The sequence below is a fragment of the Streptomyces sp. NPDC001220 genome, from assembly GCF_053597895.1.
The window spans coordinates 441,935-463,378 of the sequence record NZ_JBSFJE010000002.1 but is presented as its reverse complement, the minus strand read 5'-3'; the positions used below and the strand labels follow the sequence as shown (position 1 = coordinate 463,378).

15 protein-coding genes are annotated in these 21,444 nt (G+C 72.7%); 6 read left to right on the top strand and 9 right to left on the bottom strand.

Features of this window, described 5'->3' with window-relative positions; translation table 11 throughout:
* Positions 1–3: 3 nt before the first annotated feature.
* From ACWDGI_RS06640 to ACWDGI_RS06625, 4 genes are all read right to left on the bottom strand, one after another.
* Positions 4–2,313, bottom strand: coding sequence for an ArnT family glycosyltransferase (locus ACWDGI_RS06640; RefSeq protein WP_450756008.1), 2,310 nt, complete (start codon positions 2,311–2,313; stop codon positions 4–6).
* A 185-nt stretch (positions 2,314–2,498) separates the two neighbouring features.
* Positions 2,499–3,344, bottom strand: a complete 846-nt coding sequence (locus ACWDGI_RS06635) for a serine hydrolase (RefSeq protein ID WP_450756006.1) — start codon at positions 3,342–3,344, stop codon at positions 2,499–2,501.
* A 125-nt stretch (positions 3,345–3,469) separates the two neighbouring features.
* A complete protein-coding gene (locus ACWDGI_RS06630; protein ID WP_450756004.1) occupies positions 3,470–5,182 on the bottom strand; it encodes an MOSC domain-containing protein in 1,713 nt (570 codons plus the stop codon).
* Positions 5,183–5,269: 87 nt separating this feature from the next.
* Positions 5,270–5,728, bottom strand: a complete 459-nt coding sequence (locus ACWDGI_RS06625) for a MarR family winged helix-turn-helix transcriptional regulator (protein ID WP_450756003.1) — start codon at positions 5,726–5,728, stop codon at positions 5,270–5,272.
* Positions 5,729–5,947: 219 nt separating this feature from the next.
* Here ACWDGI_RS06625 and ACWDGI_RS06620 point away from each other — a divergent pair, with 219 nt between their 5' ends.
* The gene (locus tag ACWDGI_RS06620) at positions 5,948–9,691 is read left to right on the top strand and encodes an ABC transporter ATP-binding protein (RefSeq protein WP_450756001.1); all 3,744 of its coding nucleotides are present in this window, start codon (positions 5,948–5,950) and stop codon (positions 9,689–9,691) included.
* A 146-nt stretch (positions 9,692–9,837) separates the two neighbouring features.
* On the top strand, positions 9,838–10,230 hold the full coding sequence (locus tag ACWDGI_RS06615) for a hypothetical protein (protein ID WP_450755999.1): 393 nt from the start codon (positions 9,838–9,840) through the stop codon (positions 10,228–10,230).
* Positions 10,231–10,322: 92 nt separating this feature from the next.
* Here the strand turns inward: ACWDGI_RS06615 and ACWDGI_RS06610 are convergent, their stop codons facing one another.
* From ACWDGI_RS06610 to ACWDGI_RS06595, 4 genes are all read right to left on the bottom strand, one after another.
* A complete protein-coding gene (locus ACWDGI_RS06610) occupies positions 10,323–10,940 on the bottom strand; it encodes a hypothetical protein (protein WP_450755997.1) in 618 nt (205 codons plus the stop codon).
* 101 nt (positions 10,941–11,041) lie between these two features.
* On the bottom strand, positions 11,042–12,865 hold the full coding sequence (locus ACWDGI_RS06605) for a glycoside hydrolase family 3 protein (protein ID WP_450755995.1): 1,824 nt from the start codon (positions 12,863–12,865) through the stop codon (positions 11,042–11,044).
* A gap of 499 nt (positions 12,866–13,364) precedes the next feature.
* Positions 13,365–14,165, bottom strand: a complete 801-nt coding sequence (locus ACWDGI_RS06600) for a sugar phosphate isomerase/epimerase family protein (protein WP_450755993.1) — start codon at positions 14,163–14,165, stop codon at positions 13,365–13,367.
* 17 nt (positions 14,166–14,182) lie between these two features.
* A complete protein-coding gene (locus ACWDGI_RS06595) occupies positions 14,183–15,118 on the bottom strand; it encodes a bifunctional helix-turn-helix transcriptional regulator/GNAT family N-acetyltransferase (protein ID WP_450755991.1) in 936 nt (311 codons plus the stop codon).
* Between the two features lie 361 nt (positions 15,119–15,479).
* Here ACWDGI_RS06595 and ACWDGI_RS06590 point away from each other — a divergent pair, with 361 nt between their 5' ends.
* Together ACWDGI_RS06590 and ACWDGI_RS06585 are read left to right on the top strand one after the other, a co-directional pair.
* Positions 15,480–15,875 (top strand): hypothetical protein, encoded by a 396-nt coding sequence (locus ACWDGI_RS06590; protein ID WP_450755989.1) that lies wholly within the window; start codon positions 15,480–15,482, stop codon positions 15,873–15,875.
* A gap of 131 nt (positions 15,876–16,006) precedes the next feature.
* The gene (locus ACWDGI_RS06585) at positions 16,007–17,254 is read left to right on the top strand and encodes an FAD-dependent monooxygenase (protein ID WP_450755987.1); all 1,248 of its coding nucleotides are present in this window, start codon (positions 16,007–16,009) and stop codon (positions 17,252–17,254) included.
* Positions 17,255–17,861: 607 nt separating this feature from the next.
* Here ACWDGI_RS06585 and ACWDGI_RS06580 read toward each other — a convergent pair.
* Entirely contained in the window at positions 17,862–18,908 is a 1,047-nt protein-coding gene (locus ACWDGI_RS06580) for a LacI family DNA-binding transcriptional regulator (protein WP_450755985.1), read from the bottom strand.
* 227 nt (positions 18,909–19,135) lie between these two features.
* Here ACWDGI_RS06580 and ACWDGI_RS06575 point away from each other — a divergent pair, with 227 nt between their 5' ends.
* Together ACWDGI_RS06575 and ACWDGI_RS06570 are read left to right on the top strand one after the other, a co-directional pair.
* On the top strand, positions 19,136–20,293 hold the full coding sequence (locus tag ACWDGI_RS06575) for a Gfo/Idh/MocA family protein (RefSeq protein ID WP_450755983.1): 1,158 nt from the start codon (positions 19,136–19,138) through the stop codon (positions 20,291–20,293).
* The gene (locus ACWDGI_RS06570; RefSeq protein ID WP_450755981.1) at positions 20,290–21,441 is read left to right on the top strand and encodes a dihydrodipicolinate synthase family protein; all 1,152 of its coding nucleotides are present in this window, start codon (positions 20,290–20,292) and stop codon (positions 21,439–21,441) included. Before ACWDGI_RS06575 ends, ACWDGI_RS06570 begins: the two co-directional genes overlap by 4 nt.
* The last annotated feature ends 3 nt before the right edge of the window (positions 21,442–21,444 follow it).

The following is a 21,444-nucleotide window of genomic DNA, read 5'->3' as shown; positions in this document are numbered from 1 at the left end:
ACGTCAGCCGACGTCCGACGGGTCCAGCCGGTAGAGCGTCGAGGTCGACGAAGCAGACGAAGAAGAGGACGAGTTGGAGGTCGAGGTCGAACTCTCCGTAGTGCTCTTGCTGTACGCGCTCTCCTTCACCGCCGTCCCGTTCTTCTGCACCCAGCTGGTCACCTCGGAGCTGAGCGTGTTGTTGCCGCCCATGCCCATACCGCCGCCGACCTGGATGTAGTGCAGCTTGCCCGCCTTCACCAGTTCCTTCAGCTTGGCGACGGTCATCGCCTTGTCGGATCCGGTGAAGCCCCACATGGAGATCACGGGTTCCTTGGCGCTCAGCTCGATCTGGGCCGCGGACTGGGAGTTGGAGACCGCGAGCAGCCAGGTGGCGCCGTCCATGTGCTTCTTCAGGTAGGCGATCAGGTCGCTGCTCACGCCGCCGCCCATACCGCCGCCCATGCCACCGCCGCCGAAGCCGCCGCGCTGACCGGTGCCGCCGGCCGCCTCGCCGGTGCCGTTCGGCGGGGTGCCGCCCGCCCCGCCGGTGCCACCGGTGCCGCCGGCCGCGCCGCCCGGCAGCTCGCCGTTCGTGCCGCCGGGGAAGCCGCCGCCCTGCTGAGTGCCGCCGGGCGCCTGGCCGTTGGTACCGCCAGGACCGCCGGTGCCGCCGGTCGCGCCCGTACCGCCGCCCGGCGCCTCGCCGTTCGTGCCGCCGGGGAAGCCGCCGCCCATCTCGCCGCCGGCCTCGGCGTTCTGCCTGCCCGGGAAGCCGCCCCGGCCCCCGCCGGCTCCGCCGCCGAAGCCGCCGCTGCCGGTCGAGGGGCCGGCCGTCGGGTTCGTACCGCCCATGCCACCGCCGCCGGAGCCGCCGAGCGGATCCGCCGCCGCATACGCCGTCGGGCCGGCCAGCGCCGCGATCACGGCCGTCGCCACCGAGGCCGTGAGGAGGCGGGCCCGGTTGCCGGACCGGAAGAGGATCATGCCCACGATGCCGGCCACCGTCAGGACGCCGATCGTCGGCCACAGCCAGGTGTTCCAGCCGGAGGCGCGGCGGAGCAGGACGACCGCCCAGATGCCGGTGACGCCGAAGGCGGCCGGGAGGACCCAGATCCACCGCCTGTCGGTGCGGAACGCGTGCAGCAGCATCACGCCACCGCCGCCGCACAGCGCCGCGATGCCCGGGGCCAGCGCGGTCGTGTAGTACGGGTGCATGGTGCCCTGCGCGGTCGCGAAGATCACGTAGTGCAGGAGGGTCCAGCCGCCCCACAGGACCAGCGCCATCCGGCGCAGGTCGGTGCGGGGAGCGCGGCCGCACAGCACCAGGCCGCCGATCAGGGCGATCGCGGAGAAGGGCAGCAGCCAGGAGATCTGGCCGCCGAGGATGTCGTTGAACATGCGGCCGAGACCGGCGGAGCCGGAGAAGCCGCCGCCGCCGCCCCCGCCGCCGGCGCCGTTGCCCTCGCCGCCGAAGACGCGGCCGAGGCCGTCGTACCCCATGATCAGGTCCCAGGCCGAGCCGTCCGTGGAGCCGCCGATGTACGGGCGGTCGGAGGCCGGGACCAGGGAGACGGCGATCGCCCACCAGAAGCTGGAGACGGCCAGCACGACCGCGGCGAGCGCCAGGTTGACGACCCGCTTCAGCCACGGGGCCTTCGACGCGTACAGGTAGAGCGCGAAGACGGCCGGGAGCGCGATCCAGCCCGCGAGCAGCTTGGTGTTGAAGGCGAGGCCGAAGCAGGCCGCCGAGCCGAGCAGCGGGAGCAGCCTCTCGTCACGGGTGGCGCGGAACGCCAGCGCCGCGCCCGCGACCATCAGGAAGACCAGGATCGTGTCGGGGTTGTTGTCACGGTTGATCGCGACGGTGATCGGGGTCAGGGCGAGCACCAGCGCGGCGACGGTCGCCGCGCCGTGGCCCCAGATCCGCTTCAGGTTGGCGTGCAGGATCCAGATCGTGCCGAGGCCGGCCGCGACCTGCGGAACCATCATCTGCCAGGTGCCGAAGCCGAAGATCCGGCAGGACAGGCTCATGACCATGGTCGCGAACGGCGGTTTGTCGACGGTCAGGAAGTTGCCCGGGTCCAGCGAACCGAAGAACCAGGCCTTCCAGCTCTTCGTACCGGCCCAGATGGCGCCGCTGTAGAAGGTGTTCATGCTGGAACCGGAGAGGCTCCAGGAGTAGAGCACCGCCGCCAGGATCAGGATCGCGATCAGCGCGGGCAGCGACCAGCGCGGTGCCTTGTCCGGCAGGGGAGCCGCGGGGGTCGCCGTGGGCGGCGCCCAGTCGGGGGACACGGTCGTGGGGGGAATGGGATCGGTGGCAGATGTCACCAGCCCACCATGCAGACGGCCGATGGGTGAGGGCTGTGCCGATCCTGGGCGCAGGCTGTGGGTGCGTGAGATATGGGTAAGAGGCGGACGGTGTTGCCGACGCCGGAGGTGAACCCGCGCTCCAGGACGAGGAGGCGGCGGTCGGGTCATGGCCGGAGCGCGCTCCCGCCATGGCCCGAGCGGGCTCAACTCGCCGCCAGGTCCTTGTGGATGACCTTCGCGATGCCCTGGATCGTGGTGATCCCGTAGTTCATGGTGCTGTTGTCGTGGGTCAGCACGGTCATCATGTAGTCGTGGCCGCCGCCCTTGAAGGTGCCGAGGCTGTGGACCCGCCAGCCGTGCGTGGAGCGTGACAGCCAGCCGTTCTTGACGTGCACGGAGACGCCGGAGGGGACGCCGTACGGGGTGCCCCAGCGCTGGGACGAGATGACCTGCCCCATCAACTTCTGGATGTAGGCCCGTGAGTTGTCGCTCAGGACCGTGTTCTTGGCGGTGATCAGGGTGAGCAGCCGCTGCTCGTCGTGGACGTCGATCTGGGTGAGACCCCAGTAGCCGTTGGCGCCCGGGGTGGTCTGGGTCATCCCGGCGGCGGTGAGGAACCCCTTGATCTTCGTCAGGCCGAGCTGCTTCCACAGTTTCGTGGTCGCGTCGTTGTCCGACTTGGTGATCATGGCCTTGGTCAGCGAGGCCTCGGTGCTCGTCAGATAGCGGTTGTGCTTCTTGGCGTCCCACAGCAGCGTGGCCAGCACGGTCACCTTCACGGTGCTCGCCGAGTCGTAGTGCGTGGTGGCACGGAGCGTGCAAGTGGTCTTCGTGGAACGGTCGTAGAGGCCGACGGCGATGGTCCCCCTGCGGTTCGCCATCGCCGCCGTGATGTCCTTCTTCAGCTTCGTGGCCAGGCCCGCCTTCGCGGACGTGCAGCTGACGGTGGGAGCGGCTGCCGAGGCGGGTGCGGCCACCCCCGCGGTGAACGCGGCCCCGCCTGCGACAGCCACCAGCACCCTGGCGCGTCTGGATATCCGGTGAGTCATACCCGGATTGACTCGCGAGTTCGCACGAATGGTTGTACGGGCGGGGCAGGGTTTGACTAGTCGTTACCGGCACGGCGGCGACGGGGATGCCGGTCCCCGCGGCCGCCGCGGCCGTGCCGCCCGGGTCAGAGGTCGAGGACGGCCTCGGTGGCCGGGGCGCTGCAGCAGACGAGGACGGTGCCGGGCTCGGGGAGTTCGAGCGGCGCCGTGGTGTACACGACGTCGCCTGTCACCAGCGGGGTGACACAGGTGTGGCAGACGCCGGTGCGGCACGACCAGCGGGTCGGGACGTCGCAGGCCTCGGCGAGCTCGAGGAGCGAGCCGTGGGCGGGGGACCACGGGGTGGTGACGCCGCTGCGGGCGAAGGTGACGAGGGGGCCGGTGCCGGGGGGACCGGACGGCTGGTGCGGCCGGACCGCGGCGGTGCGGGTGACGCCGGGGTTGACGGCGGCGAGCGCGCTGAACCGTTCCGTGTGGATCCGCTCGGGGCGCAGACCGTGAGCGCGCAGCAGGTCGCCGAAGTCGTCCATGAAGGCGGTGGGCCCGCAGAGATAGGCGTCGGCATCGGCCGGGACGCCCAGGGCGGTGAGCGACGCGGCGGTCGGGCGGCCCCGGGTGACGCGGTCCTCGCCGGGGCGTGGGCCGTCGGCCGTGTAGTAGACGTGCTCGTGGGCGTCGGGGAGCCGCGCGAGGAGGGCCCGGGCCTCGGCCGCGAAGGCGTGGTGGGCGCGGTCGTGGGCGGTGTGGAGCCACCAGAGGGGGCGTGGGTCCCGGGCGGCGGCGAGCCGGTGCAGCATGGCGAGCACGGGGGTGGCACCGATGCCGGCGGAGGCGAGGACGACCGGGCCGGTGCCTGCGCCGAGGACGAACGTGCCGCGCGGGGCGGCGACGTCCACGAGGTCCCCGGCGCGGAGCCCGGTGTGGAGGTAGCCGCTGACCCTCCCGTGGGGTTCGTGTTTGACGCTGATGCGGTAGCCGCCGGCCGCGGGCCCCGAGGACAGGGAGTAGCTGCGCACCTCGTGGGCGGCCTCGCCGGCGGTGAGGCGGACGGAGAGGTACTGGCCCGGGCGGGCCTCCGGTAGGGGGGTGCCGTCGGTGGCGGCGAAGTAGACGGAGGAGATGTCGGCGGTCTCGCGGACGATACGGGCGACCCGCAGGGGCCGGAAGCCCGGCCATCCGGGCTGGTCTCCGGGCTGTCCGGCGGCGGCGAGTTCCCGGAAGGACTGCTGCCAGCCGGGGCTGAGGGCGGGGATGTCCAGAGCGGTGCGCAGCTTCGCGGGGTCGCGGCCGGGGAGGTAGAGCAGCGCGTCGGTGTCGGCGACGCTGAGCTCTCCCGGCCCCCTGCGGGTGAGGGTGATCTCGTCGCCCGCCCCGACGTGTCCCTCGGTGAGCACCCGCAGGTAGAAGCCGGGGCGGTGATGCGCGACCAGGAGGGCGGCCATGGTGGGCTCGCCCAGGCGCATGCCGACGCGGTAGCAGGTGACCCGTGGCTGGGTGACCTCGAACTCCGCCTCGCCGATCCGGTACCGGTCGCCGATGCACACCTCGTCGTCGGGCAGGCCGTCGACGGTGAAGTTCTCCCCGAAGATCCCGAAGCTCAGGTCGTCGCGGCCGAGCTGCTTGCGCCAGTACCGGTAGGACTCCAGCTGGTAGACGAGCACGGCCCGGATCTCGCCGCCGTGCCCGGCCAGGTCGCCCTGGCCGTCCCCGTCGACGTTCAGCCGCCGCACCATACGACGGCCGGACACGGGCGCCTTCCAGGCCCCGGTGCGCACGGTCCGCCCCTGCCAGGGCACGTCCTTCGGCAGCCCCACGTTGACGGACAGCAACGTCCCCATGGCGACCTCCCGCGGGTGACCGGCCGGCGGCCCCAGTCTGCTGCCTTCGCCGGGCTCCCGCGAACGGAGGAGCCGTCCGGACAGGCCCTAGTGGTGCCAGGCGCTCCCGCCCGTGTTGTGGATGAAGCGCTGCAGCACCTTGAGGGTGGTCAGGTACTCCTCGTCGGAGATGCCCGCGTGGCGCTCCGCCTGCAGCTCGGCCTGGACGGCCGCGGCCTTGCCGAAGAAGGCCCGGCCTTCTTCCGTGAGGCTCAGGAGGCCGCCCGGGGTCTCGGTGATCCACCCGTGGGCGATGGTGCTGTCGATCTCCTCCTCCATGCCTTCGGGGCCGGTGTCGAGGTAGCCCCGGAGGATGCGGGACACCTCGTCCCGTGTCCCGGCGCCGTCGGCCCGGGCGACCTGGGCCAGGACCCACCACTGCGGCTGGGTGGTGCCGATCTCCGCGAGGGCGGCCCGGGCGCGGGTGACGACGGCCTTGTGGGCGGCCCAGCTCCAGTAGCCGATGGGCTGGTGGATCAGTTCGGCGTCGCTGTGCGAGTACTCCACGGCCGGTACCTCCGTCTGTGCCTGAGCGGTTCGACACGACCGACCGTAAAAACTCGACCGCACTTGAGGTCAAGCCCCGCCCGCCGGAGCGGGGGCGGCCCAGGTCCATGGGCCCAGCCCCTCTGCGACCATCGCCCGAGAATTGTTGCGGAGGGATGAAATCCGGTTCCATCCGTGTTGTGGCCATGCGGAAGATCAGGGCGAACGGAGGGCGGCCGCGTGGCAGGGCAACAGGGGGAGCGGCAGGGCTGGGCGCGCAGGCTGGCGGGGTATGCCTGGCGGCATCCCAAGGACGTCGTCCTGGCGCTCGGGTCCTCCTTGGCGGGTATGGCCGTACTGGCCGTCGTACCCCTGATCACCAAGGTGATCATCGATGACGTGATCGGCGATCACAGCCGGGCCATGGGGCCCTGGGCCGGCGCCCTGATCGGCGCCGCCGTGCTCGTCTACGCGGCCACCTACGTCCGCCGCTACTACGGCGGCCGGCTCGCCCTCGACGTCCAGCACGACCTGCGGACCGAGATGTACGGCACCATCACCCGGCTCGACGGACGGCAGCAGGACGAGCTGTCCACCGGCCAGGTGGTCGGGCGGGCCACCAGCGACCTCCAGCTGATCCAGGGCCTGCTCTTCATGCTGCCGATGACCATCGGCAACGTCCTCCTCTTCCTGATCTCCCTCGGCATCATGGCCTGGCTGTCGCCGCCGCTCACCCTGGTCGCCCTGGCCGTCGCCCCGGCCCTGTACTGGATCGCCAAGCGCAGCCGCAGCAAGCTCCACCCCGCCACCTGGTACGCCCAGGCCCAGGCCGCGGCGGTCGCCGGCGTGGTCGACGGCGCCGTGAGCGGTGTCCGCGTGGTGAAGGGCTTCGGGCAGGAGGACCAGGAGACCGGCAAGCTCCGGGAGGTCGGCCGCAGGCTCTTCGCCGGGCGGCTGCGCACCATCCGGCTGAACAGCAGGTTCACCCCGGCCCTGCAGTCCGTCCCGGCCCTCGGCCAGGTCGCCATGCTGGCGCTCGGCGGCTGGCTGGCCGTCCGCGGCCACATCACCCTCGGCACCTTCGTCGCCTTCTCCTCCTACCTGGCCCAGCTGGTCGGCCCGGTCCGGATGCTCGCCGTGGTCCTCACCGTCGGCCAGCAGGCCCGCGCCGGCACCGAGCGCGTCCTGGAGCTGATCGACACCGAGCCGACCCTGAAGGAGGGCACGAAGACCCTCCCCGCCGACGCGCCCGCGACCGTCGAGTTCGACGACGTGTCCTTCGGATACCACCACGACCGCCCGGTCCTGAGGGGGCTGAGCTTCGAGATCCGGCCGGGCGAGACCCTCGCCGTCGTCGGCTCCTCCGGCTCCGGCAAGTCCACGGTCTCCCTGCTCCTGCCGCGCTTCTACGAGGTGACCCACGGCGCCGTCCTGGTCGGCGGCCACGACGTCCGCGAGCTGACCTTCGACTCGCTGCGGTCGGCCATCGGCCTGGTCCCGGAGGACTCCTTCCTCTTCTCCGACACGGTCCGCGCCAACATCGCCTACGGCCGCCCCGACGCGACCGACGAGGAGATCCACGAGGCCGCCCGCGCCGCCCAGGCGGACCGTTTCATCGCCGAACTGCCCGAGGGGTACGCCACCAAGGTCGGCGAGCACGGCCTCACCCTCTCCGGCGGCCAGCGCCAGCGCGTCGCCCTCGCCCGCGCCCTGCTCACCGACCCCCGGCTGCTGGTCCTCGACGACGCCACCTCGGCGGTCGACGCCCGCGTGGAGCACGAGATCCACGAGGCGCTCAAACACGTCATGCGCGGCCGGACGACCCTCCTCATCGCGCACCGCCGCTCCACCCTCAACCTCGCCGACCGCATCGCCGTCCTCGACGGCGGGCGGCTCGCCGCCATCGGCACCCACGAGGAGCTCCAGGAGCGGTCCGCCCTCTACCGCCGGCTGCTCACCGACCCCGACGAGCTGGGCGGCGTCTCCCCGGGCCACGCCCTGCCCGCCGTCCCGCACGAGGACACGTCCGTCAGAGACGAACTGGACGCCGAGTTCGACGCCGAGCGCGGCGTGACCCCGCGCCTGTGGACCGGTGACCGTACGCCCAGGGACCTCGCCCTCGCCGGCACCCCGGCCACCCGCGAGCTCCTCGCCCAGGTCGACGCGCTGCCCCCGGCCACCGACACCCCCGACATCGACGAGGGCCGGGCCGTACGCCCCGAGGACTCCTACGGTCTGCGCCGACTGCTGCGCGGCTTCGGCCGCCCCCTGCTCGTCAGCCTCGCCCTGGTCGCCGTGGACGCCGGCATGGGCCTGCTGCTGCCGGTGCTGATCCGGCACGGCATCGACCAGGGCGTCACCAAGATGGCGCTCGGCGCGGTCTGGGCGGCCTCGCTGCTCGGGCTGTTCGCGGTACTGGCCCAGTGGGCGGCCCAGATCGGCGAGACCCGGATGACCGGCCGCACCGGCGAACGCGTCCTGTACTCCCTCAGACTGAAGATCTTCGCCCAGCTCCAGCGGCTCGGACTCGACTACTACGAGCGTGAGCTGACCGGCCGGATCATGACGAGGATGACGACGGACGTCGACGCCCTCTCCACGTTCCTGCAGACCGGCCTGGTCACCGCCTTCGTCTCCGTCGTCACCTTCTTCGGCATCATGGTCGCCCTGCTGGTGATCGACGTACAGCTCGCGCTGGTCGTCTTCGCCACCCTGCCGCCGCTGATCGTCGCGACCTTCTTCTTCCGCCGGGCCAGCGTGAAGGCCTACGAACTCGCCCGTGAGCGGGTGTCGGTGGTCAACGCCGACCTCCAGGAGTCGGTGTCGGGCCTCAGGATCGTGCAGGCCTTCCGGCGCGAGCAGGACAGCGGCCGCCGCTTCACCGAGCGCAGCGAGAGCTATCGCGCGGCCCGTCGCAGGGGCCAGTTGCTGATCTCGGTGTACTTCCCGTTCGTGCAGCTGCTGTCGTCGGTGGCCGCGGCGAGCGTCCTGATCGCGGGCGCCCACCGCGTCGAGGCGGCGACGCTGACGACCGGCGCGCTGGTCGCCTACCTCCTCTACATCGACCTGTTCTTCGCCCCCGTGCAGCAGCTCTCCCAGGTCTTCGACGGCTACCAGCAGGCCACCGTCTCCCTCGGCCGCATCCAGGAACTGCTCCGCGAGCGGACGTCGACACAGGCGGCCGACCAGCCGCGGGAGGTGCCCGAACTCCGGGGCGAGATCGCCTTCGAGGACGTGCACTTCGCGTACGGCCCCGCCGAAGACGGCGACGCGGCCCTGGGCGGCATCGACCTGACCATCCCCGCCGGGCAGACGGTCGCCTTCGTCGGTGAGACCGGCGCCGGCAAGTCCACCCTGGTCAAGCTGGTCGCGCGGTTCTACGACCCGACGGGCGGCCGGGTGACGGTCGACGGCAGGGATCTGCGCACCCTGGACCTCACCGCGTACCGCCATCGCCTCGGGGTCGTTCCACAGGAGGCCTACCTCTTCCAGGGGACCGTCCGGGACGCCATCGCCTACGGCCGCCCGGACGCCACCGACGCCGAGGTGGAGGCGGCGGCCCGCGCGGTCGGCGCCCACGAGATGATCGCCACCCTGGACGGCGGCTACCTCCACGAGGTGGCCGAACGCGGTCGCAACCTCTCGGCCGGCCAGCGCCAGCTGATCGCGCTGGCCCGCGCGGAACTCGTCGACCCCGACGTCCTGCTCCTCGACGAGGCGACGGCGGCCCTGGACCTGGCTACGGAGGCCCAGGTGAACCTGGCCACCGACCGCCTCGCGGGCCGTCGTACGACCCTGGTGGTGGCCCACCGGCTGACCACGGCCGCCCGCGCCGACCGGGTGGTGGTCATGGACCACGGCCGGGTCGTCGAGGACGGCACCCACGACGAACTCCTCGCCCGCGACGGCCGCTACGCCGACCTGTGGCGCACCTTCATCGGCCAGTCCGAGGAACCGGAGGAACCGGTCGGCGCCACCCGCTGAGCCGCCGACGTCGTGACCTGCCGTGATCCAGGGCGGGTCGGTCGGTCCCCGACGGTCGTGCAACCATCCGACATATGTCGTGCGTCCGTACATCAGTACGGTCATGGCTGGGGCACAGCTGCGGTGCGGTGCGGGAGGGGACGACTGTGGACAGTGGTGCGATACGGCGGCGGCTGGCGCTCGGCGCTGCGGTGCTGGCCGCCTCCGGGGCGCTCGCCCTCGTGGCGCCGGCCCAGGCCCAGGCCGTGACGGCGGCCGACTGCGCCGGACGTCAGGTGCGGACCCTGCCCTTCGCCACCGGCACCGTGCACATCTACCGGCAGGGCGGCTACGTCTGCGCGATCACGCTCCCCAGGGCGTCCGGCGGCAAACGCATGATGTCCGTCAGCGTCCAGGCCCGCGGCAACCGCCCGGTCGTCGACAAGGGCAAGTACCAGTTCCACGCGGGCCCGGTGACCGTGCACGCCGGGCACCGGTGCGTCTGGGTCAAGGGCGCGGTGGGCCGCTCCTCGGCGAGCTCGGGGTGGATCCTCTGCTGAGGCCGTGACCGGTCTGCATCCGCTCCTTCCGCTCCTTCCGCTCCTTCCTCAGGCGGTGAACCCCGGCCGTGGCCGAGGCCGGCGTGGAGCGTTCACACCCGGCGGGCGCAGCCCACCGGCCGGTCGCCGCCGAGCTGGACGTACAGGGCCGTCGACGCCGGGCACCGGTCCCGCGCGGTCACCGCCCGCACCACCTCGTACTGCGGCTTCCGCTTTCCCGAGCCGTCGCAGGCGGTCTCCCGGACCTGGCCGTGGCCCGAGCCGTAGACGCAGTCGCCGACGATCGTGCGCGGTCCACCGCCCCCGCCGGGGTCCCCGGGGTGCGGCGGCTCCAGGTTGCGCATGCAGGCGTAGCCCTGAGGGATCGTTCCGTCACCGTCCACGTCGCCGCCTGTGCGCTGGGCGCTGATGTGCAGCACGAAGTCGGTGGTGGCCGGGCACGCCGGGCCGGCGGCGACCGTCCCGTCGTACCGGGCGACGACCCGGGCCGCCGCCCGTTCGCCGGCGCAGGGCACCTCGGTGAAACTGGCGGTCCCGAACGAGCTGCACTCGTCGACCGCGAGGAACCGGGCGCCGTACCCGGAGGCCGCCGCACTCGCCGCCGGCCGCGCGCTGCCCGCCGGTTCCCCCGACGAGGACAGCCGGCACCCGGCCGACAGCAGGGCGACGGCGAGCGTCACCAGCACCCCCGCGAAACGTCTGCTCCTCATACCAACCCCCCTGCCAGCGTGGCCCGCGATCACGGCCCACGCCAGCTGTGCGGGATGCTTTCCGCCCGTTGGGGGTGTTACGCCCGATCCGTTACGTACGTCTAGTACGTCAGCCCGTGGCCGATCGGGTACAGCACCTGCGCCGGATCGTCCGCCCGCGGCACCGGCACCGGCAGCCTGCCGCGCGGCGCGACCCGGCCGGCGATCACCCGGGCCGCGGCCCGCAGTTCGACGTCCGTCCAGGAGTAGGACGCCAGGCAGGCCCGCACGGCGGGCAGTTGGGCGATGTCGTACGGGTTGCGCACGGCCACCGCCACCACCGGCCGGCCGGTCGCGAGCAACTGCTCCACCAGGCGCCGCTGTCCGCTCTCCGCCGTCACGTTGTACGTCCCGACGACCACCGCGTCCACCCCCTGGGCCGCCGCGACCGCCTTGTCGATCGTCGCCGCGGAAGGTTCCGTACCGGTGGCCAACGCGGTGGCGGTGAAGCCGAGTTCGGTGAGGGCGGCGGCGAGCACGCCGGTGGGCGGCCCCGTCGTACCGGACGGGGAGGCCGGGTCGGCGCCCACCACCAGCACCCTGCCGTGCGTGCGGCGGGACAGCGGCAGCAGGCCGTCCTCGTTGACCAGCAGGGTGGTGGTGCGCTCGGCGATCCGGTCGGCGGTGGCGAGGTGGCGGGCCGTGCCCACCACCCGGCCGACGTCCTTGGCGTTCACGTACGGCCGGTCCAGCAGCCCCAGCCGGTTCTTCAGCCGCAGGATGCGCAGGATCGACTCGTCCAGCCGCGCCTCGGTCAGCTCCCCGTCCTGGACGGCCTTCAGGACGGCGTTCCAGGCCACCTCCAGGGTGGGCGGGTTGAGGAGCTGGTCGACCCCGGCCTTCAGGGCGAGCACCGGGACCCGGTCGTCGCCGTACTTGGTCCGCACGCCCTCCATGCCCAGTGAGTCGGTCACCACGACCCCGTCGTAGCCGAGTTCACCGCGCAGGATGCCGGTGAGGACCGGGTGCGAGAGGGTCGCCGGGTCGCCGGAGCCGTCCAGCGCCGGGAACTGGATGTGCGCGGTCATGATCGAGTCGATGCCCGCCCGCACCGCCGCCCGGAAGGGGACCGCGTCCAGCTTCTCCCACAGCTCCCGGCTGTGCGTGATCACCGGGAAGCCGGTGTGGCTGTCGACGGCGGTGTCGCCGTGGCCCGGGAAGTGCTTGGCGGTGGCCGCGACCCCGGCGTCCTGGTACCCCTGCACCTCGGCGGCGACCAGCGCGCCGACCGCGTCCGGGTCGGCCCCGAAGGACCGTACGCCGATGATGGGGTTGGCCGGGTTCACGTTGACGTCGGCGTCGGGGGAGTAGTCCTGCCGGACGCCCATCGCCCGCAGCTCGGCGCCGGAGATCCGCCCGAGGGTACGGGCGTCGGCGGCCGAGCCGCCCGCTCCCATGGCCATCGCGCCCGGGAAGAGGGCCGCGGGCGTGCCGATCCGGCACACGGCGCCGTGCTCCTGGTCGGTGGCGATGAGCACGGGGAGGCCGCGCGGCTGGTCCAGGGAGGCCTGCTGGATCCCGTTCGACAGTTCGGCGATCTGCCGCGGGTCCCGGGTGTTGTGCGCCCAGGTGAAGTAGATGATCCCGCCGACGCGGTACCGGGCGATCAGCTCGGCGGCCGTGCGGACGCCGATCTCCTTGAGGTTGGCATCGATGTCGGCCTGGTCGGGGGCGGTGGCGGAGTGGCCGTAGACCCGCATCACGAACAGCTGGCCGACCTTCTCCTCGAGGGTCATGCGGGAGAGGAGTGAGCGGAGCTTCTTGTCGTCGGCGCTCCGGTGGCCGGCGTTCCTGCCGTCGGGGCCGAAGGCGTACGCGCTGTTGCCGACGGTCAGTCCCGCGGTGACGCCCGCGGTCGCGGCGAGGACGGTGCGTCTGGAGGGCACGTGCGCTCCTTCCGGTGGAGAACCGGCTGAAGGAAACTTCCGTAGGCACACCAATATTCGGGAAGTTTCTTTCCGTCAAGGGAAAGCACAGTACCCAGAAGGGGGCCGCCATCGGCGCATTGGAGGGGGGCACGTCGATGGCGGCGGGCCGGCGGCCGTGGTGCGGCGGAGAGGGTAGGTCGGGCATCGCAGCCAGCAGCGAGGGCCGACACCGCACCACGGAGACTCTTCCGACAGCCTGTGTGTTGGACGGACCGGAAGGGGGCAGGGTTCCCGACTCCGGGAAGTCGGGACGGAAGGTGCGTAAGGGAGTGGGGAGCCCCCTGCGACGACGACGGCACGTGACCTGGGCACTGCGACCGTGGCGCCCTGACCTGGGCGTTCCGGCCCCGGCGCCTGACCTGGGCGCTGTGACCCCGGCGCCTGACCCCGGCGCCCTGACCTGGACGCTGGGACCCCGGCGCGGGGGCCTACCTCTCGCGGCGGGCGGTCGCTCCGTTCACGCCGACTCGTTGAGCAGGCGTGCCAGGTGGTCCCGGCCCGCCGTCAGCAGGCCGGGCAGCGGGGCCGCCGCCTCGTACCAGCGCTTCTCGTACTCCCAGCACAGCCAGCCGTCCCAGCCGTGCCGGGAGAGCACCTCGACGCACTCGGACAGGGGCAGGACCCCGGCACCGAGCGGCAGCGGGGTGGTGTCCTCGGCCGAGGCGATGTCCTTGACCTGGACATAGCCGAGGTGCGGGGCGAGCGCCGCGTAGGTCTCGGACGGCTGCTCGCCGCCCAGCCAGGTGTGCATGACGTCCCAGAGGGAGCCGACCATGAGGTGGCCGACCGGGCCGAGGACGCGGATCGCGGCGGCCCCGGTGCCGTGCGAGTCGTGCGTCTCCAGCAGGACCCGGACACCGAGCGCGGCGGCGTCCTCGGCGACCGTGCCGAGCCGCCGGGCGGCGATCGCGTCGGACTCGGCGGCGGGCAGCGCCGGGTCGGCGCCGGGGAGGACACGGACGAAGGAGGCACCCAAGTCATGCGCCAGCTGCAGGAGTTGACGCACCTCGTCGAGGACCGGGGCGTCCTCGCCGGGGGCCGCGAGGCGCGCGTACCCGGCGATGCCCAGGACCTCCACCCCGGCCGCCTTGAACTCGGCGGCCACGTCGGCCCGCGCGGCCGGGCCCAGGCCGGGATGCACCGGCTCCTCCGGATGGGCACGCAGCTCGACGCCGTGGTAGCCGTGGGCGGTGGCGAGCGCCAGCACGTCCGGCACCGGCAGACCGGGAACCCCGAGGGTGGAGAAGGCGAACCTCATGTCAACCAACCTACTTCTCAGCCACCGGTTCCGTGCAGGTCCAGTCGCCAGTCCTGTCCGACCAGGTCCTTGCCGAAGGAGCGGTGCGGCCTCTCGGCGCTGAGGACGAAACCGTGCCGCTGGTAGAGGCGGCGGGCGGCGGCGAGGACGTCGTTGGTCCACAGCACCAGGTCGCGGTAGCCGACCCCGCGCGCGAAGTCGATCACGGCGGTGACCAGCCGGTCCCCGATGCCGAGCCCCCGCGCCTCCGGTTCGACGAGCAGCAGCCGCAGCCGTGCGGTGCCCGGGGCGTCGTCCCGTACGCACATCACGCACCCCATGGGCCGTCCCGCCCGCTCGGCGATCCAGACCCGCTCCAGGTGCGGGTCGTGATCCTCGGCGTAGTCGGCGACGATCCGGGCCACCAGGCCCTCGTAGTCGGTGTTCCAGCCGTACTCGGCCGCGTACAGCGCGGCGTTGCGCTGCACGATCCAGCCCAGGTCGCCGGGGTGCGGCTCGCGCAGCACGACCTCGCCGGCGCCGTCCGGGGTGTGCGCGTCGCCGAGGATCGTACGGATGGTGCGCATCGCCTCGGCGAGCCGTGGCCGGGCGCCGGGGTCGACGGCGCCCAGCAGCGAGCCGACCGAGTCCCTGGCGCGCTCGTCGAGCAGCTCGGCGGCGGACCGGCCGTCCGCGGTGAGCGACACCCGCCGCCGTCGCGGGTCCTTCTCGGAGGGCGAGCGCTCGACCAGGCCGGCCTCCTCGAACTTGTTGAGGATCCGGCTCAAGTACCCGGCGTCCAGCGCGAGATCGGTGCGCAGGTCGGCCGCGTCGGTGTCGGCGGAGTGCGCGAGCTCGTACAGCACGCGGGCCTCGGTGAGGGTGTACGGGGCGTACAGGTGGCGGCCGTAGTCGAGGGCGCCGATGACGTTGGTGTAGAAGCGGTTGAAGGCACGCATGTCCTGGACGGTCATGGCTGGACCCCGATGGTTGACTGAGTCAGAGATGCCGCGGCTCCGAGGCTATCCCGCCATCCGGTCCGGCCGGAAGGTGTCGGTCTGAACGGCCGTGCGGCGGGCTTTACTTGTTCTTGCTTGCTTGGGTTCGTTCCTGCTTTTGACTTCGTCGCGCCCGAGTCGTAGGTTTATACACGAACGTCACTAATGTCCGTTTCAACCTGGGACGTGACGTGGTCCGCCGGAGAGCCCGTGCGGTGCGGAGAACCGGCATCAGGGGCGGCGGACGCGCTCAGAGCTGCGCGCAGGCTCTGGAGCGCACGCAGGGCGGCTGTGAAGCGGTCGCCGTAACACACCACACCCTCGGAGAGGGGTAATCATGCGCGCGCACACCACACGTATGAAGAGGGTCGCCATCGCTGCGATCTCGGCACCCATCCTGGCGCTCGCCGCCGGAGCCGGAGTCGCCAGCGCGGCCACCCACGCGGCACCTGACCACGTTGTCGCCTACCAGGACAACGGCGGTGGCGGAGGCCACGGCGGCGGTGGCGGCGGCCACGGCGGTGGCGGAGGCCACGGCGGCGGCGGCGGCCACGGCGGCGGCGGTTACGGCGGCGGCGGCGACCACGGCGGCGGCGGTTACGGCGGCGGCGGCTGGGGCGGCGGCGGCTGGGGCGGTGGCCACGGCGGCTGGGGCGGCTGGGGCGACGACTACGGCGGCTGGGGCGGCGGCGGCTGGGGCGGCGGTGGCTGGGGCGGCGGTGGCTGGGACTGAGTCCAGTCGCAGTGGTTGACGCTCCCTGACAACAAAGGAATGGGTCCGGGTGCCCGGTCTTCGGGCACCCGGACCCATGCATCAAAACCCTGCGGGCCCCCGGGCCCGGCGGCCTTGGAGGCGGTGACGGGATGAGGATCGTCTGTGTGGGCGGAGGCCCGGCCGGGCTGTACTTCTCGATCTCGGCGAAGCTGCGGGACGCCGGGCACGAGATCATCGTTCTGGAGGCGGACCCGCCCGAGGCCACCTACGGCTGGGGCGTCGTCTACTGGAGCGATCTGCTGGACATCCTGCACCGCAACGACCCCGAGAGCGCACGGGCGGTGAGCGCAGGCTCCGTGCTCTGGCAGCAGCAGGACATCCGCGTGCACGGCAACCGGTACGACGGCACCGCGCACTTCGGCGGCTACGGCTACAGCATGGGCCGCGCGGCCCTCCTCGACGTCCTGGCCCGGCGCGCGCGCTCCCTCGGCGTCGACGTACGGCACGAGCGCCTCGCCGACCCCGCCGACCTGCCCGACGCCGACCTGGTCCTGGCCGTCGACGGCGCGGGCAGCCGGATCCGGCAGAGCCGTGCCGAGCACTTCGGCCCGCACCTGGAGACCGGCCGCAACCAGTACATCTGGCTCGGCACCGACCGGCAGTTCGACAGTTTCGTGTTCGCCTTCGAGGAGACCGAGGCGGGCTGGATCTGGTTCCACGCCTATCCGTCGTTCAAGGGGATCAGCACCTGCATCGTGGAGTGCTCGCCCGAGACCTGGCAGGGCCTCGGCCTCGACACGCTGGACGAGGACGACGCCGTACCCCTGCTGGAGAAGATCTTCCACCGCGCCCTGGACGGCCACTCCCTGATCAGCAGGTCACGGGGTGCGCCGGCGAAGTGGCAGCGGTTCACGCACATCACCAACGAGACCTGGGTCGACGGCACCGACGAGGGCCGGCCCGTCGTGCTGGCCGGCGACTCGGCCCACACCACGCACTTCACGCTGGGCTCCGGCACCCGGCTCGCCATGATCGACGCGATCGTGCTGGCGTACGCCCTGAAGGAGTTCCCGGATCCGCGGGTGGCGCTGCGCGAGTACGACCAGCACCGCCGCGCGGAACTGCACGCCGTGCAGGCGGCGGCGCGCACCAGCATGGCCTGGTTCGAGCAGCTCGACGACTACCTGGACCGCGACCCGGTCGACTTCGCCTACGCGATGGCGGTCCGCCAGGGCCGCCAGTCCCCCTGGCACTACCAGGCCCACCTCGCCACCCAGCTGGCACCGGTACGCCACGCCCGACGGGCCTACGACTCGGGCCTGCGCTGGTACCAGGACCGCAAGCGGGGCGAGGCCCCGCTGCCGCTGCTGGGCCGGTCCCTGCGGGGCGCCCGCTGACCGCGGCGCGGGGCCGACCGCGGCGCGGGGCGCTACGACTCGGGCCTGCGCTGGTACCAGGCCAGGACCGCAAGCGGGGCGAGGCACCGCTGCCGCTGCTGGGCCGGTCCCTGCGGGGCGCCCGCTGACCGCGGCGCGGGGCCGACCGCGGCGCGGGGCCTACCTGGACGCGGCGCCTATCGGGACGCGGCGCCTTCCGCGGCGCGGGGCCGCTGTCAGCGGGCGCGCGGCGCCGACCGCGCGCGAGCGCCCTCGTGAGCACTATGAGGAACCGTTTCTGCTGGGCGAGTGCCTCGCGATCCCAGTTCGGACCGGCCACCACCCGCCGCACGGCGGCCACCCGTCAGGCCTGCGGCCCACCTGCTCGACCCGCGATCCACCTGCTCAAGCCCGCGGCCTGCCTGCCCACACCCGCGATCCGTCAGCCCACACCCGCGATCCACCTGCTCAAGCCCGCGGCCTGCCTGCTCACGCCCGCGATCCGTCAGCCCACACCCGCGATCCGTCAGCCCAGCCCCACGGCAGCCCGCCCCGGCGTCGTACTCACCCGCCGTCCCGGGCCGGTGGCCCGGCTGTGTCGGGCGTACGTGTCGGGCGTACGTCCCGCTCAGCTCCGCGGTACCCCCGATGACCCCCGTACCATCAGCTCCCCCCGGACCGTCGCGATGCCGCCCGGCGGGGGCTCCTCGCGGCCCATGGCGATGCGGCCGGCCCGGGCGCCGGCCTCCGCCAGCGGCAGCCGTACCGTCGTCAGCGACGGCACCGCGTCGATGCTGAACGGCAGGTCGTCGAAGCCGGCCACCGACACGTCCGCCGGGATCCGCAGCCCCGACTCCCGCAGCGCCGCGCACGCCCCCAGCGCCACCGAGTCGTTCGCGGCCACCACCGCCGTCAGCGACGGGTCGCGGCGCAGGAGTTCGAGCGTCGCCTCGTACCCCGCCCGCCGGTCGTAGCGCCCGTGCACGGTCCAGCGCGGGTCCTCCTCGATGCCCGCGTCGGCCAGCGCGGCCCGGTGGCCCTCCAGGCGGTGCCGGGTGGTGGTCCGCTCCTCGGGGCCCGCGATGTAGCCCAGCCGCCGGTGGCCCAGCCCGATGAGATGCTCGGTCAGCTGCCGGCCGCCGCCGCGGTTGTCGAAGGTCAGGGCCACCGCGTCGGTGTCCGGCGCCGGCGGCCGCCCGCACAGCACCACCCGGGTCCCCGCGTCCGCCAGCTTGCGCAGTTTCGACGCCACCGCCGCCGCGTGCGGCGCGTTCTCCATCGCGCCGCCGGTCAGGATGACCGCCGCCGCCCGCTGCCGTTGCAGCAGGGTCAGATAGGTCAGTTCCCGCTCCGGTGACCCCCCGGTGTTGCAGACCACCGCCAGCCGCTCGCCGCCGGCGCGGCCGCCCGGGCCGCCGATCTCCGCCTGGATCGCGCTCGCCATGATCCCGAAGAACGGGTCGGCGATGTCGTTGACGAGGATGCCCACCAGGTCGGAGGTGGCCGCCGCGAGCGCGCTCGCCGGCCCGTTGAGGACGTAGTCCAGCTCGTCCACCGCCCGCAGCACCCGCTCCCGCGTGGACGCCGCCACGGGGTAGTTGCCGTTCAGTACGCGCGACACCGTCGCGGGCGAGACCTGGGCGCGGGCCGCCACGTCCGCCAGGGTCACCGTCATCTCGTCGTCCTCCGGTCGCGCGTCTCTTCGTACGCCGTCGTACACAGCCTGATCAAAGGAAGCCCCCTTGCCGTGCAGACCATAAGGCCATTCACTCCTGTTGTTCGCCCCCTCGAACAACTCGACCCCATCACGGTCTTGTACAGACCAGTGGTCAAAGGCTAGCTTCAGACCATGTAGAAAGCGCTTGCTGCATTAGTGAGACGCATGCGGACGAAGGGAATCACGTGACACGCAAGACGGTGCGTATCGCCATGAACGGCGTGACCGGGCGCATGGGCTACCGCCAGCACCTCGTCCGCTCGATCCTCGCGCTGCGCGAGCAGGGCGGTCTCGACCTCGGCGACGGCACCGTGCTGTGGCCGGAACCGATCCTCGTCGGCCGCCGGGAGCACGCGCTCCGCGACATCGCCGGCCGGCACGGCCTGTCCGACGAGCACATCTCCACCGACCTGGAGTCCGTGCTCGCCGACCCGACCGTGGACCTCTACTTCGACTCCCAGGTCACCTCCGCCCGCGAGGAGGCCCTCCGGCAGGCCATCGCCGCCGGAAAGCACATCTACACCGAGAAGCCGACCGCGACCGGCCTGGCGGGTGCCCTGGAACTGGCCCGGCTGGCGGACGCGAAGGGCATCAAGCACGGCGTCGTCCAGGACAAGATCTTCCTGCCCGGCCTGCTGAAGCTGAAGCGGCTCATCGACGGCGGCTTCTTCGGCCGGATCCTGTCGGTCCGCGGCGAGTTCGGCTACTGGGTCTTCGAGGGCGACTGGCAGCCCGCCCAGCGCCCGTCCTGGAACTACCGCGCGGAGGACGGCGGCGGCATCGTCGTCGACATGTTCCCGCACTGGGAGTACGTGCTGCACGAGCTGTTCGGCCGGGTGAAGTCCGTCCAGGCCCTCACCGCCACCCACATCCCGCAGCGCTGGGACGAGAACGGCAAGCCCTACGACGCCACCGCCGACGACGCCGCCTACGGCATCTTCGAACTCGACGGCGGCGCCGTCGCCCAGATCAACTCCTCCTGGGCGGTCCGCGTCAACCGCGACGAACTGGTCGAGTTCCAGGTCGACGGCACCGAGGGCTCCGCGGTCGCCGGGCTGCGCAACTGCCGCGCCCAGCACCGCGGCGCGACCCCCAAGCCGGTGTGGAACCCGGACATCCCGGCCACCGAGGTCTTCCGCGACCAGTGGCAGGAGGTCCCGGACAACGGCGAGTTCGACAACGGCTTCAAGGCCCAGTGGGAGCTCTTCCTCAAGCACGTCTACGCCGACGCCCCCTACCACTGGGACCTGCTGGCCGGCGCCCGCGGTGTACAGCTCGCCGAGCTGGGCCTGAAGTCCTCGGCGGAGGGCCGCCGCATCGACGTACCGGAGATCTCCCTGTGACCATCCAGCTCCCGGGCGCCGGCGGGGCGCTGCGGACCTACGAGCCGCGTACCGAGCCGCTCGCCGTCACCCCCGGCACCCCCTTCACCTCCCGTACGGTCTTCTCGGCGGCCCATGTCGTCGCCGACCCGTTCGCCGACGTCTCCCCGGACTCGCCCGCCGCCATCGACTGGGACGCCACCCTCGCCTTCCGCCGCCACCTGTGGTCGCACGGCCTGGGCGTCGCCGAGGCGATGGACACCGCCCAGCGCGGCATGGGCCTGGACTGGGCGGGCGCCGCCGAGCTGATCCGCCGCAGCGCCGCCGAGGCGAAGGCGGTCGGCGGCCGCATCGCCTGCGGGGTCGGCACCGACCAGATCACCGACGGCTCCCTCGCCGAGATCCGGGCCGCGTACGAGGAGCAGCTGGCGCTCGTCGAGGAGTCGGGCGCCCAGGCCATCCTGATGGCCTCCCGGGCGCTCGCGGCGGCCGCCACCGGCCCCGAGGACTACCTGGAGGTCTACGGCCACCTCCTGCGCCAGGCCGCCGAGCCGGTGGTCCTGCACTGGCTGGGCCCGATGTTCGACCCGGCGCTGGCGGGCTACTGGGGGTCGGCCGACCTGGACGCGGCCACCGACACCTTCCTTGAGGTCATCGCCGCCCACCCCGACAAGGTCGACGGCATCAAGGTCTCCCTGCTGGACGCCCAGCGCGAGATCGACCTGCGTCGCCGCCTCCCGCAGGGCGTCCGCTGCTACACCGGCGACGACTTCAACTACCCCGAGCTGATCGCCGGCGACGACCAGGGTTTCAGCCACGCCCTGCTCGGCATCTTCGACCCGCTGGGACCGCTGGCGGCGCAGGCGGTACGGATCCTGGACACGGGCGACACGGCGGGCTTCCGCGCCCTCCTCGACCCCACCGTCGAACTCTCCCGCCACCTCTTCCAGACCCCCACCCGCTTCTACAAGACGGGTGTGGTGTTCCTGGCCTGGCTGGCCGGCCACCAGGCGCACTTCACCATGGTCGGCGGCCTGCAGTCGGCCCGTTCCCTGCCGCACTTCGCCCGCGCCTACGAACTCGCCGACGGCCTGGGCCTGTTCCCCGACCCGAAGCTCGCCGAGGACCGGATGAAGACCCTCCTCGCCCTGTACGGAGTGACCCGGTGACCG